Source organism: Aquabacter sediminis, from assembly GCF_028863665.1.
Lineage (GTDB): Bacteria > Pseudomonadota > Alphaproteobacteria > Rhizobiales > Xanthobacteraceae > L1I39.
The window spans coordinates 260,113-276,331 of record NZ_JARBFX010000001.1 but is presented as its reverse complement, the minus strand read 5'-3'; the positions used below and the strand labels follow the sequence as shown (position 1 = coordinate 276,331).

At 66.4% G+C, this 16,219-nt stretch carries 12 protein-coding genes and 1 pseudogene; 9 read left to right on the top strand and 4 right to left on the bottom strand.

Annotated elements, in window-relative coordinates; genetic code table 11:
- The gene (locus tag PV781_RS01245; protein WP_063112040.1) at positions 1-228 is read left to right on the top strand and encodes a conjugal transfer protein TraD; all 228 of its coding nucleotides are present in this window, start codon (positions 1-3) and stop codon (positions 226-228) included.
- Positions 229-494: 266 nt separating this feature from the next.
- Here the strand turns inward: PV781_RS01245 and PV781_RS01240 are convergent, their stop codons facing one another.
- Complete coding sequence (locus PV781_RS01240; RefSeq protein ID WP_063112041.1) at positions 495-1,490, bottom strand: phosphonate dehydrogenase; 996 nt, start codon at positions 1,488-1,490, stop codon at positions 495-497.
- Positions 1,491-1,516: 26 nt separating this feature from the next.
- Positions 1,517-2,386 carry a LysR family transcriptional regulator gene (locus PV781_RS01235; protein WP_238247690.1) on the bottom strand — a complete coding sequence of 290 codons (870 nt, stop codon included), beginning with the start codon at positions 2,384-2,386 and terminating at the stop codon, positions 1,517-1,519.
- A 332-nt stretch (positions 2,387-2,718) separates the two neighbouring features.
- Here PV781_RS01235 and PV781_RS01230 point away from each other — a divergent pair, with 332 nt between their 5' ends.
- From PV781_RS01230 to PV781_RS01210, 5 genes are all read left to right on the top strand, one after another.
- The gene (locus PV781_RS01230; RefSeq protein ID WP_082772847.1) at positions 2,719-3,600 is read left to right on the top strand and encodes a phosphate/phosphite/phosphonate ABC transporter substrate-binding protein; all 882 of its coding nucleotides are present in this window, start codon (positions 2,719-2,721) and stop codon (positions 3,598-3,600) included.
- Between the two features lie 96 nt (positions 3,601-3,696).
- The gene (phnE, locus tag PV781_RS01225) at positions 3,697-4,578 is read left to right on the top strand and encodes a phosphonate ABC transporter, permease protein PhnE (protein ID WP_063112043.1); all 882 of its coding nucleotides are present in this window, start codon (positions 3,697-3,699) and stop codon (positions 4,576-4,578) included.
- Positions 4,579-4,599: 21 nt separating this feature from the next.
- Positions 4,600-5,403, top strand: coding sequence for a phosphonate ABC transporter ATP-binding protein (gene phnC, locus PV781_RS01220; protein ID WP_082772846.1), 804 nt, complete (start codon positions 4,600-4,602; stop codon positions 5,401-5,403).
- Positions 5,387-6,880 (top strand): NADH-ubiquinone oxidoreductase-F iron-sulfur binding region domain-containing protein, encoded by a 1,494-nt coding sequence (locus tag PV781_RS01215; protein ID WP_063112044.1) that lies wholly within the window; start codon positions 5,387-5,389, stop codon positions 6,878-6,880. Before phnC ends, PV781_RS01215 begins: the two co-directional genes overlap by 17 nt.
- A complete protein-coding gene (locus PV781_RS01210; RefSeq protein WP_063112045.1) occupies positions 6,877-9,558 on the top strand; it encodes a molybdopterin-dependent oxidoreductase in 2,682 nt (893 codons plus the stop codon). The genes PV781_RS01215 and PV781_RS01210 overlap by 4 nt, the downstream gene beginning before the upstream one ends.
- Before the next feature lie 135 nt (positions 9,559-9,693).
- On the opposite strand, the gene PV781_RS24085 is transcribed toward PV781_RS01210, so the two are convergent.
- Together PV781_RS24085 and PV781_RS24080 are read right to left on the bottom strand one after the other, a co-directional pair.
- Entirely contained in the window at positions 9,694-10,356 is a 663-nt protein-coding gene (locus PV781_RS24085) for an IS5 family transposase (RefSeq protein WP_425532347.1), read from the bottom strand.
- Positions 10,338-10,538: pseudogene (locus PV781_RS24080) on the bottom strand (transposase); the annotation flags it as partial. The pseudogene PV781_RS24080 and the gene PV781_RS24085, both read right to left, overlap by 19 nt.
- An 838-nt stretch (positions 10,539-11,376) precedes the next feature.
- On the opposite strand from PV781_RS24080, the gene PV781_RS01200 reads away from it, so the two are divergent.
- The 3 genes from PV781_RS01200 (at position 11,377) to PV781_RS01190 (ending at position 16,032) form a co-directional block, all read left to right on the top strand.
- Positions 11,377-12,134 (top strand): IS5 family transposase gene (locus PV781_RS01200; RefSeq protein ID WP_133866454.1). Its coding sequence is split into 2 segments (ribosomal slippage): positions 11,377-11,713 and positions 11,713-12,134, totalling 759 coding nucleotides; the frame shifts between segments, so codons are not numbered across the junction.
- A gap of 129 nt (positions 12,135-12,263) precedes the next feature.
- Complete coding sequence (locus PV781_RS01195; protein ID WP_082772844.1) at positions 12,264-15,548, top strand: S8 family serine peptidase; 3,285 nt, start codon at positions 12,264-12,266, stop codon at positions 15,546-15,548.
- Positions 15,499-16,032, top strand: a complete 534-nt coding sequence (locus PV781_RS01190) for an autotransporter outer membrane beta-barrel domain-containing protein (RefSeq protein WP_063112050.1) — start codon at positions 15,499-15,501, stop codon at positions 16,030-16,032. The genes PV781_RS01195 and PV781_RS01190 overlap by 50 nt, the downstream gene beginning before the upstream one ends.
- Positions 16,033-16,219 lie beyond the last annotated feature (187 nt).

The following is a 16,219-nucleotide window of genomic DNA, read 5'->3' as shown; positions in this document are numbered from 1 at the left end:
ATGCGAACCTGGCAGGTCGAACGCCGCCAACGCACGCGGCATCTGATCGAACTCGGCGGTCTCGTCGTCAAAGCCGGGATCGTGGACCTGACCTGCGATGATCGCGCCATCATCTACGGCGCCCTGCTCTGGGCGGCCGACAAGCTCCAAAGCGATGAACGCGACAAGGCGTTGGCGCTCTGGGCCGACAAGGGAAAGCAGGCGTTCGAGCATGAAGCTACGGCATGAATCCCATCACCGCGCAGGATCGGCATGGCAGGGTATGACCGATGGCGGGCGGCGCGGAGACATCACATATCGCAGCGCCACCCGTCATCGCGCGGCAACGCCGCGCAACGGCGACGCACATCACGGGCTCGAGGTTTCGCGCACCTCGCGCAAGGCCCGGCTGAAGAGGTGATTGAAGATGCGATCGCAATTTCCGCATTGGTCATGATGATGCTTTGAAGGCTGCTGTCGCGCTGGTATTGCTTGATGGCCACCGACGGGCCGTGTCAGGCGGCAGAGCGATCGTGCGAAGGTGGCTCCCGCTGCAATCCGTCCAGATGGCGCAGGATGTTGCGAGCGGCGGCGAGGGCGATGTCCCGCCGCACGCTGTCGACCGCCGAGCCAATGTGGGGGGTCAGAACCGTGCGGGCATGAGAGAGCAGTCGCGGCTCGACGCCGGCGGGCCGATCAGGCCGGGCCCAGTCCTCCGTCTCGAACACGTCGGCCGCATACCCGCCGAGATGGTTCGCCTCTAGGGCGTTGGCGACCGCCGCCTCGTCCACCAGCGATCCGCGGGCGGGGTTGATGAGGAGCGCGCCCGGCTTCATGGCCGCGATCGCCGCCGCATCGATCAGGTGGCGCGACTCCGCGTTCAATGGCAGCGCCAACACCAGATAGTCACTGCGTGCCAGCAACTCTGCCAGATCGCGCCGCAGGAGCCCCTGCGCATCCTCCGCGGCGGGAGAAAGCGGGTGCGCGTCGCAATAGGAGATGCGGCAGCGGAATGGCCGCACGCGGTGGGCGATGGCCTGGCCCACGGCACCCATGCCCACGATGCCCACCTCCGCCCCATCGAGCCCCATGCCGTAGAGTACCGGCCGCCAGCCGGCGAACGGGTGCTGGCGGATCAGCCGGTCGCCGGCGAGCAGATTGCGGCCGAGGGCGATCATGAGGCCGACGGCGAGTTCTGCGGTGGGCGCGGTGAGCAGGTCGGGCACGATGGTCACGTCGACGCCGCGCGCCCGGCACGCCTCCATGTCGAAATTGTCTGCTCCCTTCAGGGCGCAGGCGACGACCTTCAGATCCGGGCAGGCTTCGAGGAAGGCGCCATCCACGTGGTCCGTCATGAAGGCCAGGATGGCGTCGGCGTCGCGCGCGCGGCGCAGGAGTTCCGCGCGCGGCCACGGCTCGCGGGTGGTGTTGGCCTCTACCGCACCGCGGGTGGAAAGCAGATCTAGCACCTCGGGGTGGACCCAGTTGGTGACGAGGGTCTTGCGAGCCATGGATGTCTCTTGCGGCAGGAGTGGGATCAAGCGGAGGCGAGGCAGAAGGTGGCGAAGCGCCGGGCCATGGAGGATTGCGGGCTTTCGCGGCCGAGGCCGATGAACAAGGTCTTGAAGATGTCGGCCTCCTCCAGTTCCAGCATGGTGAGCGTGCCGGCCTTCACCTCCTCGGCCACGGAATAGGCGAACACCACGGAAAGGCCGAGCCCGGTCTTGACCGCCTCCTTCACGGCGGCGGTGCTGCCGAGTTGGCGTGCCACGCGCAGGCGCCCAGCATCGGGCCCGAACATGCCGGCGAGCGCCCGGCCGGTGCCGGTGCCGGGCTCGCCGCCGATGATGGGATGGTCGAGCAGTGCCTGGCGCGGAATGCAGCGCTCCTTCGCGAGCGGATGGTCGGGGCCGGCAATCACCACCAACTTCTCTCGGCGCCAGCCCTGCCATTCCACGGCCGGGTGGTCCTCGCTCCATTCGGTGAGAGCGATGTCCGCCTCGCCGGCGATGAGGGCGTCCACCGCATGGCGGTTGGTGGTGATGACGAGGTCCACCGTGCCGGGCCGATCCAGGTCGCGCTCGAACACGGCGATGAGGCGCGGCGCAAGATAGACTCCTACGTTGCCGCTGGCATGCACCACCAGGCGGCGATCGGAGACGACGGCGCGGGCACGGTCGGCGCTGGCTATGAGGGAGCGGGCCTTCGGCAGGAACAACTCGCCGTCACGGGTGGGGACCGCGCGGCTGCGGTTGCGCACCACGAGGGGCACGCCGACGAACTCCTCGAGCTTGCGCAACTGCTGCGAGACGGCCGGCTGCGAGCAGGCAAGGCGCTCCGCTGCCGACTGGATGCCGCCCTCATCGATGACCGCCAGAAAGGTCTGAACCTGAGACAGATTCAGCATGCGCATGCCCCCGCCCTTGTGCGGCCACAGCCGCTCCATCCCTTGCACCGGAATGTATGCATTAAACGAATGTATGTTGCAACTTCATATTTAATTGGCATTTCCCGCACGTTGGTGAGCTCATTCATATTGTGTCGGAAACATATGGATAAAATCGCATCCGCGCGCCCTCTTCGCCGCCAGCGTCATCAAAATGAAATGCAATTGTTGTCTATTTTTCATTGAGATATGTAATCTATCTGCCGCCAAGAAGGCGCCCACGGAGTTGCATCGTGCGGCAGCCCCGCCGGCGGGCCGTCTCGGCGCGCACGCCATAAACCCATGAGGTCGACATGATCACGCGTCGTCGCTTCGGGGCGCTTGCCGCCTCCGCGCTCTCGCTTCCCCTCGTTTCCGGTGCCGCGCACGGCCAGCAGATGCGCGACGGCAAGCTCCACCTGCGCTTCGCCATCGCCCCCCTGCGGCCAACTCCCGCCATCACCATCAAGGAATTTGAACCGGTGTTCCGCTATCTGGCGGGCGAACTCGGCGCCACCTACGAGTTGGTCAGCCCGGAGAGCTGGGCTGCCATCTCGGTGGCCATGAGCAACGGCCACGTGGATGTGGGCTGGCTCGGCCCGTGGGGCTACGTGCTGGCCAACCAGCACGCCGGCACCGAGGTGATCGCCACCGCCAAGTATCGCGGCAAGCCGTTCTACCACGCCATCATCGAGGGGCGGCCGGATCTCCCCATCAAGGAGTTTCCAAAGGATGCCAGGGGCATGAAGCTGTCCCTAAGCGACCAGGGCAACACCTCCGGCTGGCTCATCCCCTACGCCTTCCTGGTGAAGAGCGGCATCGATCCGCGCGACTTCTTCCAACTGCGCGAGGGGGCCACCTTCGGCAACAACGTGTCCATGATCCAGCAGGGCCTCATCGACCTCGGTTCCGACATGGACCGCGGCCGCAACGGCATGATCGAGGCCGGCGAGATGGATCCGGCCAAGGTGGTCGTCTACTGGACCTCCCAGGAACTGCCCAATGACGCAATCTGTGTGCCCAAGGGCTTCGACCCGGCGTTGAAGACGAAGATCCGCGACATTCTCGTCTCCCTCCCGGAGGACAAGGCGCAGGCGCTCATGGGCAGCGGCTACAACGGCTTCGTGCCAGCCACCCATGCCGATTACGGCATCATAGAGGAAGCCGGCCGCGTCACCGGCAAGCTGAAGTCCTGATCCGCGCGGGCCGGTGCCTTCGGGCACCGGCCACGTCGCGCCCGGCATGAAGCCGGGCGTCCGTTTCATAGCGCGCCGAGCCAGGGGAGACCGTCCATGACCATCGCAAGCTTCGAGGAGACACGCTACGTCGAGCCGGCCCGGTCGCTACTAACGTGGCACAATCTGCGGCGGGGGCTCGTCTTCCTCGCCGTGACCCTGTTCCTCGGGATGTGCTTCGCGGCGGCGAAGGTGGACCTGGCGAAGCTCGTGGACGGGCTGCCGAAGATCGCCTCCTGGTTCCAGCAGATGTTTCCGCCGGACGTACGGGATATCGACCGGGTGCTGCGCGACGCATTCCAGACCCTCGCCATGGCCACGGTGGGCACCATCGGCGCCCTTCTCGTGTGCATCCCACTGGTGCCGCTTGCCGCGCGCAACACCACGCCGAATCTTCTGGTCTATCGTTTGGTGCGGGCGGTGTTCGGGGTGCTGCGCGGCACCGAGATCCTGGTATTCGCCCTCATCTTCGTGGCGGCGGTGGGGTTCGGCCCTTTCACTGGCGTGCTGGCCGTCATGTTCAACATGGTGGGCGCCCTCGGCAAGCTGCTCACTGAGGTGATCGAGCCGGCCGATCGCGGCCCGGTGGAGGCGTTGGAGCTCACCGGTGCCGGCCCGGTGCGCGCGTTCCGCTACGCCCTCCTGCCGGACGTGTGGCCGAACATCGTCGCCGTCACCCTCTACATCTGGGAGTTCAACGTGCGCGCCTCCACGGTGCTGGGCATCGTCGGTGCCGGCGGCATCGGCCAGACGCTGAAGGACTCCATCGACCTGCTCGACTTTCCTAAGTTGGCCACCGTGCTGGGCGTCATCCTCGCCATGGTGATCGCCATCGACACCCTGAGCGCCCACTTGCGCCGTCTCGTGCTGAGCCCCGAGACCGCCGCCACCCGCGCCGGCACGCCGACGCGCCTTTTCGAAGGCGAAAGCCGCGCCTGAGCGGCCCATGGGAGTTGACCGATGAAGAGCATCGCCCCTGCGCATCTGCCGCACGACCGTTCCCTGGGCGAGGAGGAGGGTGCCGCAATCGTCGTGCGCGACCTGAGCAAGGCGTTCGACGGTCGCGTGGTGCTGGATCGCGTCTCCTGCACCGTGCCTGCCGGCCAGTTCGTGGTGCTGCTCGGCCCCTCCGGGTGCGGCAAGTCCACCCTGTTCCGCTGCCTGACCCGCCTGGTGGAGCCGGATGCCGGAAGCGTCACCATCCGCGGCACCGAGGTGACTGCCCTGAAGCCCGCTGCCCTTGAGGCGCTGCGCCGGGAGGTGGGGTTCGTGTTTCAGCAGTTCAATCTGGTAAAGCGCTTCAGCGCCATCGACAACGTGCTGGCGGCCCGGCTCGCGACGACGCCCCTGTGGCGGGTGCTGCTGCGCCGCTTCCGCGCGCGGGACCGGCAATTGGCGCTCGCCTGCCTCGACAGCGTGGGCCTCATGGACCAAGCCTATCAGCGCGCGGAGCGTCTTTCCGGCGGGCAGCAGCAGCGGGTCGCCATCGCCCGCGCCTTCGCCCAGCAGGCGGAACTGATCCTCGCCGACGAGCCCATATCCAGCCTCGATCCGGAATCCTCCGAGAACGTGCTGCAGATCCTGCAGCGGGCGGCGCGGGAGCGCGGCTTCTCGGTGTTGTGCAGCCTGCATCAGGTGGATCTCGCCGTGCGCTACGCCGACCGCATCATCGCCCTGCGCCAGGGGCGCCTGTTCTTCGACGGCCCGGCGGCCGCCTTCACCCCCGGCCTGCGGGAGGACCTGTATCGTGCCGCCCGTTCCTGAGACCGCGACGCCCGCTGACACCGCAGAATGGGCCGCGATCGCCACCGTGCTTGCCCGCGGCGATGATCGCGGCCGGCTTCTGGAAATCCTGCTGGAGGTCCGCGACGCCAAGGGCGGGATCGGCATCTCTCAGGCCGGGCTTCTGGCGCTGGCCGAGCGCCTGCGCCTGTTCCCCTCCGAGGCATACGAGGTGGCCACCGCATTTCCGGCGGTGAACTACGCCGCCACCACGCCCTATGCCGCCGACGGCTGCGGCGATCTGGTGTGCGGCCTGCTGCACGGCGCGCTCGGCGCCGGAGTGTGCCGCAACCGTTGTGACGGGCCCCGCCCCGAACCCGTTCCGCGCTCCTTCGCGGCCTACCGGGCGGCAGGGGGCTACGGGCAGCTCGGCCGCATCATGGCCGATCCCGGCGCGGCGGCGCAGATGTTGGAGCGGCTGTCGGTGCACCAGGCGGTGGGGCGGGCGGGCGTCGGCTTCCCGGTGGCGGAGAAGTGGCGGCAGGTGATCGCTGCCGGCGGCACGCCGGTGGTCATCGTGAACGGCGACGAGGGCGAGCTTGCCATCTTCAAGGACCGCTTCATCCTGGAGAACGACCCGCACGGCGTGATCGAGGCGGCCCTGGTGGCCGCGCGGGTGATAGGCGCGGACCAGGTGTTCCTCTACGTGCGCGACGACTACGTCCCCATCCACGCCATCCTGCGTCAAGCGCTGATGGAGGTGGCGGGGGCCGGCCTCGCGGAGGGCCTCGCCCTGGAGCTGCGGCGCAGCGGTGGTGCTTTCATCTGCGGCGAGGAAACGGCGCTCATCGCGAGCCTCGAGGGACGCCCGGCCCGCCCTGTCGAGCGCCCGCCCTTTCCCACCGCCTGCGGCTATCTCGGCCGGCCCACCTTGCTGCACAACGTGGAGACCTTCTATCGCGTCACTGCAGCGTGGGGCGGCACGCTGGGCTCGCCTGCCTCGGCCCTCCTGGATCCCGAGGTTCGGCTGTTCAGCGTCTCGGGCCGGGTGTGCGCACCGGGGCCGAAGCCGATGCGCGGTCTGTTGCGCCTCGCCGACCTGGTGGAGATCGCCGGTGGAATGCAGGACGGCCATGCCCTCGGCGGCATGGTGATCGGCGGATCGGCGGGGGCGCTGGTGAGCGCCGCAGACTGCTACAGGCCGCTTGCCGATCTGCTGGACGAAGGGCTGCGCCTCGGCACGGGCGGGGCGATCGTGTTCGGCGCGACAGACGAGCCGCGCGCCATTGCCGCCCGCATGGCGGCCTATCTGGCACGGGAGAGCTGTGGCCAGTGTGGGCCCTGCCGCATCGGCACCGCGCACGCCTCGCGCGCCCTGGCTGCGCCGGGCCCGCTGGATCAGCATCTTCTCGAAGACCTCGCAGCGGTCATGGGCGAAGCCTCCCTGTGCGCGCTCGGGCGCAATGCGGGCCGCTTCCTCGGGCGGCTGTCCATCCCCGGCCGCGGTGTTAGCGCATGAGCCTCATCAACTTCACCATCGACGGCCAGCCCGTTGCCGCGCAGGACGGGCAGAGCCTGCTGCAGGCGGCCACCGCCGCCGGACTCGACCTACCTCACCTGTGCGCTTCTACGCGCGATGGCTTCGCGCCCATGGGCAGCTGTCGCACCTGCCTGGTGGAGGTGGAGGGCGAAGCCGAGTTGGTTCCTGCCTGCCGCCACAGGGTCCGGACCGGACTCGCCGTGCGCACCGACACGCCGCGCGCCGCGCGGGTGCGGCGGCTCGCGGTCAGCCTGCTCGCCTCCGAGATGAGCGCCGCGGCGAAGGCGCGCCACCCCGACACGCCGTTCCTCGATCTCGTCGCGCGCACCGGAGCCGATCCCGATCGCTTCGGCCACCGGGCGGCAGGCCGTCCCGCGGATGCCAGCCACCCCGCCATTGTCCTCGACCCGGAGGCGTGCATCCGCTGCGGCAAGTGCCGGGCGGGATGCCGTGACGTGCAGGTGAATGGGGTCATCGCCCTCGCCGGGCGAGGCGACGGCATCCACGTGACATTCGATGCCGGGATGGCCATGGGGGAGAGCAACTGCGCCTCCTGCGGGGAATGCGCCCAGCTCTGCCCCACCGGCGCGCTGGCGCCCAAGGCGCTGGAGCGGGCCGGTGGACGGACCGCGGTGACGGCCAAGGGCGAAACGGTCTGCCCCTTCTGCAGCGTCGGCTGCCGGGTCACCCTGCATATGGTCGACGACGAGGTGGCGTGGGCGGAAGGTGCCGACGGCCCGGCGAACCGCGGTCGGTTGTGTGTCAAGGGCCGCTTCGGCTTTTCCTACCTGAGGCATCCGGATCGCCTCACCGTGCCCCTGGTGCGCCGGGCGGATGCGCCCAAGGATCCGGCCCTCGCCCTGCGCGGCGCCGCGGTGCTGGACCTGTTCCGTCCCGTTGACTGGGACGAGGCGCTGGACACCGCCGCTCGTGGCTTCGCCCGGTTGCGCGCGGCGCACGGCCCCGGATCTCTGGCGGTGCTAGGGTCGGCAAAGGGTTCGAACGAAGATGCCTATCTCCTGCAGAAACTCGCACGCATGGGCTTGGGCACCCCCCATGTTGACCACTGCACACGCTTGTGCGCCTCGGTGCCGCCGCTGGCGGAGGCCACCGGCTTCGCCGCCGTGACCGCCCCCATCGAGGAGATCGCCTGCGCCGAGGTGGTGCTGATGGTGGGCAGCAACCCGGACAGCAACCATCCGGTGGCCGCCTCCTTCATGAAGAATGCCTTTCGGCGTGGGACGAAGCTCATCCTGGTGGATCCCGGCATTCAGGCCCTGTCGCGGTTCGCCACCCATCACCTCAGGACGGCCCCGGGGACGGATGTGGCCCTGCTCTCCGCCATGACGCGCGTGGTGATTGAGGAGGGGCTCCACGACCGGGATTTCGTCTCTGGGCGGCTGGAGGGCTTCGAGGCGCTGCGCGCGCGGGTCGCACCTTTCACGCCGGAGATGGCGGCCGGCCTCACGGGCGTTCCGGCGCAGGACATCGTGGCCGCCGCCCGCCTGTTCGCCGGGACGCGCGCGGCCATGACCTTCTGGGGCATGGGTGCCTCGCAGCACGCCTTCGGCGCGGACAACATCCGGGCCGTCATCGCCCTCGCTCTCGTGTGCGGGCAGGTGGGTCGTCCCGGCGCGGGCCTCCATCCCCTGCGCGGGCAGAACAACGTGCAGGGCTCCTGCGACGCCGGCCTGTTGCCCAACTATCTCCCCGGCTACCGGCCGCTTGCGCAGGCAGGTCACACGGTGGTGGAAATGTTCGATGCGGCCCGTCGAGGGGCGGTGCGCGGGCTCTATGTGGTGGGTGGCAACCCGGCCATGGCCAACCCGGACCTCGCCGTCACCCGCGCCGGGCTGGCCTGCCTGGAGCATCTGGTGGTGCAGGATATCTTCCCCACCGAGACCGCGGCCTTCGCCGATGTGATCCTGCCCGCAGCGGCGCTGGCGGAGCGGGCGGGTACCGTGACCAATACCGACCGACTGGTGCAACGCATCGCACCGGCGCTGCCCCTGCCCGGCGGCGCGCGACCGGACTGGCGCATCATTCGCGACATCGGCGCGCGCCTCGGCCTATCGTGGGCAAATCTGACTGTGGAGAGCCTGTTCGAGGACATGGCGCAGGAACTGCCCACCCTTGCCGGCTTCAGCTGGCGGATGATGGTCCAAGACGACCATGCGCGCTACCCCTTGCGCCCAGCCGGCGCCGGCGAGAGCCTGTTCGGCGATGATTTTCCCCGCGGGGCCAAGGCCGCCATCGTGCCTCTCGACGCGAGTGGTGCGGACGAGATGACGGACGCCGACTATCCCTTCATCCTGATGACCGGCCGCCTGCGCGAACACTGGCACACGGGCACCATGACCCGCCGCTCGCCGGTGCTGGAGGCCCTGAGCCCGGAGCCGCAGGCCCACATGCATCCTGACGACCTCGCCCGGCTGGGCGTGACCGTCGGAGGGGAAGTGGAGGTACGCACGCGCCGCGGGATGGTGCATCTCGCCGCTATGCCCGATCGGGCGGTGCGGCCGGGCGTCGTGTGGATGGCCATGTCCTTCTTCGAGGCGGCTGCGAACGAACTGACGGTGAACCGACTGGATCCCACCACCCGCGTGCCGGACTTCAAGTTCTGCGCGGCGGCGGTGGAGAAAAAAACATATACCTGACCACGATAGACTATAAGTTCCACGACACACTGCCGATCGCTGCCATATTAATGGCCAGATCTTCATATAATAATACTATATCTTATCGTTTATAATTGGCACCGAATTGGAAATTAATTGACCATCTTGCGCAATTCATGTGTAATCGGTTTGTGGAGTGCCACTGCGCCATATTAGGTTGTGTGGACGGATTTTGATGAGGATGAGGATGAGGATGAGGATGAGGATGAGGATGAGGATGAAGCTGAAGGCGAGAGCGACGATGGCGGCGAAGCCGCATTCGGTCTTCTCGCAGCGCAGGGCGACGCGCTTGAAGCGCTTGAGCTTTCCGAAGCACTGCTCGATGCGGGCGCGCCCCCTGTAAAGCGCCTTCGGGAAGAAGGCTGGGCGCTCCTTCGCGTTGGATTTGAAAGGGATGGCGGACGCGATGCCGCGCGCCCGGGCGATGGCCCGGTTGGCCTTGGCGTCATAGCCCTTGTCGGCGAGCGCCGCGCGCGGCGTGACATCGGGACCCAGATCCAGCAGCAGCTTGAAGAGCGGACTGTCGCCGGCTTCCCCGCCGGTCAGGTGGAAGGCGATCGGCAGGCCGTCGAAGTCGCTCTTGAGGTGGATCTTGGTGGAGAAGCCGCCGCGCGAACGGCCGAGGGCTTGGCCGTCCTGCCCCCTTTTGCTCCGGCGGCGGAGACGTGGGCGCGCACCACGGTGGAATCGAACATCTGGACCAGATGGGCCGTGCGGCTCAGCGAGGCCAGGGTTTCGAAGTAAAGCTCGAACACGCCGGCCTGACGTAGCCGCCAGAACCGTTTCCAGACGCTATTCCACGCGCCGAACTCGGCAGGCAGTGCCCGCCAGGTGATGTTGTGCACAGTGAAATAGTGCATGGCTTCGAGGAACTTGCGATCGTCGCGACCCTTGTCGCCGCGCCGTGAACGGCAGGCGCGGAACACCTCCAGCGCCAGCGCCCAATCCTCGTCCGTCATCCGCGTCAGCATGGTCGATCTCGCCAAAAGCCGACCCGCTATGAATCACCGAAAGGGGCAGAAGGGAATCCCCTCTGCCTAAACCCACCGCAATCCGTCCACACGGCCTAGCGTGAGGTGTCGAGGCCTTACACCAATTGATTATAATATCGATCCGACCGCAACCCAATATATCCAGAGATAGTTTCTGAAAGTTGCTTAAATTTTCTGGACAAGCAGATTTTATGAACCGTAACCTAGACTAATTAGGTGACGAATTTTTCCATTGCCGCCATGCTCGATGGCTCTCCGAGCCAATGAGTGACAAAGGGATAGAGATACAATGCCTGACATGCTGGGCTGCGCTCGCTCTCCACCAGCGGCGAGCGACAGGCGATGCCATGTTACCGGCAGCCGCCGACCAGGGCTTTCACATCCCTGGCACCAGCACTCAAACTGAGCGATAGCTCAACAAAAAAGCACCCAAGAGAGCGATTGGCTGCACGTGTGCGCATCAAGATTCCTGCGCGACTGATGTGCCATGTCTGGCGCCGAAGGCAATCGTCGCGTCCCCTTTCTGCCATCATAGACCCTCCCACGCCCAAGTCGCGGGTGACCGGCAAGCTGACCTGAATTTCGAGCATTCGGTCCACTCCGTCACGGATGGCCGATCCTGTTTCCTATCAAGCGGTGAGTGGAATGCGCGTGAAAAGGCTTGTTCGATCAATCCCAACGGATCGCAGGGGCCGGCGGACATCTATCGCCTCGCTGCTGCGGCACACCGGCCTAGGGCTCGGACCCATAAAATAATTGGCCTTCGCAGCATGTTGTGATTCATCAGTCCGTGGAGGATCTGATGATGAGCGGAGACCGTTTCTGGCTCACGGATGCGCAGTTTGCGCGGCTTGAGCCGTATCTGCCCAGGGACACGCGCGGCAAGCCGCGTGTCGATGACCGGCGGGTGATCAGCGGCATCGTGCATGTCCTGAAATCGGGCGGCCGATGGATCGACGCGCCGCCCGAATATGGGCCGCGCAAGACGCTCTACAACCGCTTTGTCCGATGGGCTGCCAAGGGGATCTGGACAGACCTCTTCCATGCTCTCGCCAGCGCAGGAGGTCCTCCCGCCCAGGTGCTGATCGACAGTTCTGCGGTCAAAGCTCATCGCTCCGCTTCTGGTGGAAAAGGGGGGAGAGCAGTCAGGCGATCGGCCGCTCGCGGGGCGGGCGCACGACCAAAATCCATGCGCTGACAGACCGCCACTGCCGACCGGTCGCATTCCTGCTGACCGGCGGACAGGTCGCAGATTGCACCGCTGGAGCGGTTCTGCTGCGCCAGATGTCCAGTGCCCGCATCCTCCATGGTGACAAGGGCTACGATAGCGATGCGATCCGCCGACAGGTCGAGGGCATGGGCGCCATGCCGAACATTCCGCCCCGCTCCAACAGGCTCTGGAAGAACTGCTTCTCTCCCGTGCTCTACCGCGACCGAAACGCCATCGAGCGCATGTTCTGCCGCCTGAAAGACTTCCGGCGCATCGCCACACGATATGACCGCCTCGCCATCAACTTCCTTGCAGCAGTCAGCATCGCGGCAACCGTCAGCTACTGGTTATGAGTCTGGACCCTAGGGCTGGCCGCGCTCGGCGCGTCGGTGTCGCATAACGCCTTGGCGCAGAGTCTGTCCACCGCCGATCCCGCGAGTTGGCGCACGCCGGAATACAAGGCCGATTGGGGCTTGGAAGCCATGCACGCCGCCAACGCCTATGCGGCGGGCTACACCGGCCTGGGTGTGACGGTGGGTGTTGTTGATTCAGGTGTCTATAGTGCCCACCCGGAATTCGCCGATGGCCGCGTCAAGCCGCTCACCATCACCGGGACCTTCGGATCGGACGGCTTCTATTTTATGGACGGGTCCGGAAAGCCGCAGAATCAGTCGCCACAACCAAGCTTCTTCAAGGCGGGTGATTCTTATACCGCTCCGGGAACGTACAGCCCCATCTACAACGATCCACACGGGACACACGTCACAGGGACGATCGGGGCCTCCCGAGACGGCGTCGGCATGCAAGGCGTGGCGTTCAATGCCAATGTCTACGTCACCAACACACAAACGAACGACTCGGCACGATACGGAACGAACGTTGATTATGCCTACTTCAAAAACGCTTATGGTAGCCTAGCGGCGGCCGGCGCACGTGTGATTAATTCCTCTTGGGGCAGCCCGCCTACTGGAGACAATTACAACACCATCCAAGGCTTACGCACAGCTTATTCTAAATTTTCTGGCAAGCTCAGCTACGTCGACGCGCTTTCCGAGACCACAAAACAATACAATATTATTCAGGTATTTGCGGCGGGAAACACCGGATACAGCAACCCAAACGTTAGATCTTCGCTACCTTATTTCAGACCGGATCTTGAGAGCAATTGGCTTGCCGTAGGCGCAGCTGCTAAGGGGGGCAATGGCGGCCTAAATCCCGGAGATCTTGTCCTCGCGAGCTATTCAAATCGAGCCGGCGTCGCCAAATATTGGTACGTTGTCGCACCAGGCAGCGCTATCAACAGTACGGTTCCTACCTATGCGCCAGGCGCTCGATGGAATCTCGGTGAATGGGCTATCAATCCAAACAAGCAGACCGGCTACACAACAGTGAACGGCACCTCCATGGCCGCGCCCCATGCCACTGGCGCGCTGGCCCTGATCATGGAGCGATTTCCCTATATGACCAACCAGCAGGCCCGCGATGTCCTGCTCACCACGGCCTATCACCGCAACGTGGTCGCCGGCGTGGCGGATGCCAATCCCAATGCTCCCAACGCCGTCTGGGGTTGGGGCGTGATCGATCTCAATAAGGCCATGAATGGCCCAGGGCAATTTCTTGGCTCAGTCGCCGCGAACCTCCCGGCCGGCACCCGCGATACCTGGTCCAACAACATCTCCGAGGACGCCCTCATCCAGCGCAAGCAGGAGAATGACGCAGCGGCGGCCGCATGGGCAGCCCGCAAGGCCGCCCATGATCCGACACTCACCCCCGAGTGGCAGACCGAGATTCAGGTGGAGACCACGCGCGTCGCGGCTTTCGCCGATGTCCCTACCCGCGGCAGCCTGATTAAGGCCGGAGACGGCATTCTCACGCTCACCGGAACCAATAGCTATTCCGGCGGCACCACATTCGCTGGGGGTATTCTGTCGGTGGCCCGTGACGCCAACCTCGGCGCGGCGGCGGGGGGCCTTACCTTTGACGGCGGCATCCTCCAGGTCACCGGCACCAGCTTCACCACCACCGGCCGGGCCATCACCTGGGGCAACGGCGGCGGCGGCTTCGATATTGCCAGCCTGGACAATACCTTCACCCTGAACCAGTCCCTTTCCGGCACCGGCGGCCTCGCCAAGCTCGGGGCAGGAACCCTGGTTTTCACCGCCACCCACAGCTTCACCGGCCAGGCGACCCTCGCCGGCGGCGGCCTCCAGCTTACCGAAACCGCGAGCCTCATCGCCCCGGTCGTCACCTTGGCAGGAACCACCCTCACCAACGCAGGAACCCTGGCCGGCGGCGTCACCAATGCCGGCACCCTGATCACCACCGGCACCATTGCCGGCGGGCTCAGCAATACCGGCTTTGTCCAGGCCGCCGGCGTGCTCGCCGGAACGGTGAGCAATGCCTCCGGCGCAGCCGTCGCCCTCACCGGCAGCACCACAGGCATCACCCGCCTAAGCAATAACGGCGCCATCGATCTCGGCGGCACCGCCCTGACGGTCGGATCGCTCACCGGCACCACAGCCACCGCCGTTATTGGCAATGGCCAGCTCACGGTAGGCACAGACGGCAGCTCCGCCAGCTATGCCGGACAGATCGTCGATGGCGCCAGCCGCACCAGCCTCACCAAGGCCGGTGCCGGCACCCTCACCCTCACCGGCAACAACTCCTATACCGGCCTCACCACCGTCACCGGCGGCCTGCTGTCGGTGAACGGCGCCTTCTCCTCGACGCTGGCCATCGGCACCTCGGGCACCCTGCGCGGCTCCGGCACCCTCTCCGGCCCGCTGGTGGTGGCCGGGCGGCTGGCGCCGGGCAACTCGCCCGGCACCCTCACCGTCAACGGGCCGGTGACGCTCGCCAGCACCTCCACCTTCCAGACCGACATCGACGGCACCGGCACCGGAACCGGCGCGGGCAATTATTCCCGCCTCGTCACCACCGGCACCAACGGCACAGTCACCGTGGCCGGAACCCTGGCGCCCACCCTGCGCGGCATCACCGGCAGCGCAACCAACAGCTACACCCCGCCGCTGGGCACCAGCTTCACGGTGATCCAGAGCAGCGCCGGCCTCTCCGGCTCCTTCGCCGGCCTGGCCCAGCCGGCGAGCGGCCTGCCCGCCTCCACCCGCTTCGATGCCCTCTACGGCCCCACCAGCCTGGCGCTGGTGGTCACCCCGCTGTGGTACGGCAACCTGGCGGCCAACGGCCTGGCCACCACCGCCAATGCCAGCGCGCTCGGCAGCGCGGTGGACAGCATTCGCCCGGTGGCCGGCATTGCTCTGACCGGAGCCAATGCCGGGCTGTTCAACAGCCTCTACAGCCTGGCCCCGACGGCATTGGCCGCCGCCCTCAGCCAGATGACCGGCGAGGTCTATGCCTCCACCGCCGCCCAGACCTTCGATGACGCCCGCCAGGTGCGCGCCGCCATCAACGAGCGCCTGGACGACGCCACCGGGCCCAAGCCCGACAAGGCCACCGCCAAGCTCTCGTCGAGCCTGAACGTCGCCGTGTGGGCCACCGGCTACGGCGGCTGGGGCAATGCCTCCGGCGACGGCCTCGCCTCCCTGGGCTGGACCCAGAGCGGCTTCATCGCCGGTGCCGACGTCAAGGTGTTCGACACCACCCGCCTCGGCATCGCCGCCGGCTTCGGCCAGTCCGATGGCCATGTGGACAGCCTCAACTCCAAGGCCGACAACAGCCACACCGACCTGGCGCTCTATGGCGTCTCGCAACGTCGCCTTCGGCACCTTCTCCAACGGCCTGGGTAGCAGCTACAACGGCAACACCGCCCAGGTGTTCGGCGAAGTCTCGCGTCCGTTCGCTTTCGGACCGGCTCAGGTGTCGCCGTTCGCGGCGGTGGCCTATGTGAACCAGAACTTCGACGCCTTCTCCGAAACCGGCGGCGCCGCCGCACTCTCAGGCTCGGCGCAGTCCATGAGCACCACGCTTACCACCCTGGGCGCGCGGCTAAGCACCGACATGGTGGTGGGCAACGGCCTCTTCACCCCCAGCCTCAAGCTGGGCTGGCAGCATGCCTTCGGCGACGTGGACACGACGTCGGTGATGTGGCTGAACGGCTCCACCCCGTTCCTGGTCTCCGGCACGCCCATCGCCCGCGATGCGCTGGCGCTCAATGTGGGCCTCAGCTATGCCTTCAACGACGCGGTCAGCGCCGGCTTCGCCTATGACGGCGTGCTCGGCTCCGATGCGCAGAGCAACACGCTCAAGGGCAATCTGCGGGTCAATTTCTGAGCCATCCCCCAGACAAAGAGGACGGCATCCTGCATCGGATGCCGTCCTCATCACTGCCGATAACATGTATGGGTAAGTGGGTGTCCTGGCTCACCTTTTTTACGTAAGGTTACAGGGGATGTTCCGAGCCTGGAGGGCGTGAACTGATGGGGTGGATGCCCCCTCCTGCGGGCTCGTATTGTGTCCG

Excerpts from the sequence above, each read along its gene's own strand:
- PV781_RS01190 (WP_063112050.1), top strand. The coding sequence starts at position 15,499 with ATGGCGTCTCGCAACGTCGCCTTCGGCACCTTCTCCAACGGCCTGGGT.
- PV781_RS01195 (WP_082772844.1), top strand. The coding sequence starts at position 12,264 with ATGCACGCCGCCAACGCCTATGCGGCGGGCTACACCGGCCTGGGTGTG.
- PV781_RS01240 (WP_063112041.1), bottom strand. The coding sequence starts at position 1,490 with ATGGCTCGCAAGACCCTCGTCACCAACTGGGTCCACCCCGAGGTGCTA.
- PV781_RS01245 (WP_063112040.1), top strand. The coding sequence starts at position 1 with ATGCGAACCTGGCAGGTCGAACGCCGCCAACGCACGCGGCATCTGATC.
- phnE (WP_063112043.1), top strand. The coding sequence starts at position 3,697 with ATGACCATCGCAAGCTTCGAGGAGACACGCTACGTCGAGCCGGCCCGG.
- phnC (WP_082772846.1), top strand. The coding sequence starts at position 4,600 with ATGAAGAGCATCGCCCCTGCGCATCTGCCGCACGACCGTTCCCTGGGC.
- PV781_RS01235 (WP_238247690.1), bottom strand. The coding sequence starts at position 2,386 with ATGCTGAATCTGTCTCAGGTTCAGACCTTTCTGGCGGTCATCGATGAG.
- PV781_RS01230 (WP_082772847.1), top strand. The coding sequence starts at position 2,719 with ATGATCACGCGTCGTCGCTTCGGGGCGCTTGCCGCCTCCGCGCTCTCG.
- PV781_RS01210 (WP_063112045.1), top strand. The coding sequence starts at position 6,877 with ATGAGCCTCATCAACTTCACCATCGACGGCCAGCCCGTTGCCGCGCAG.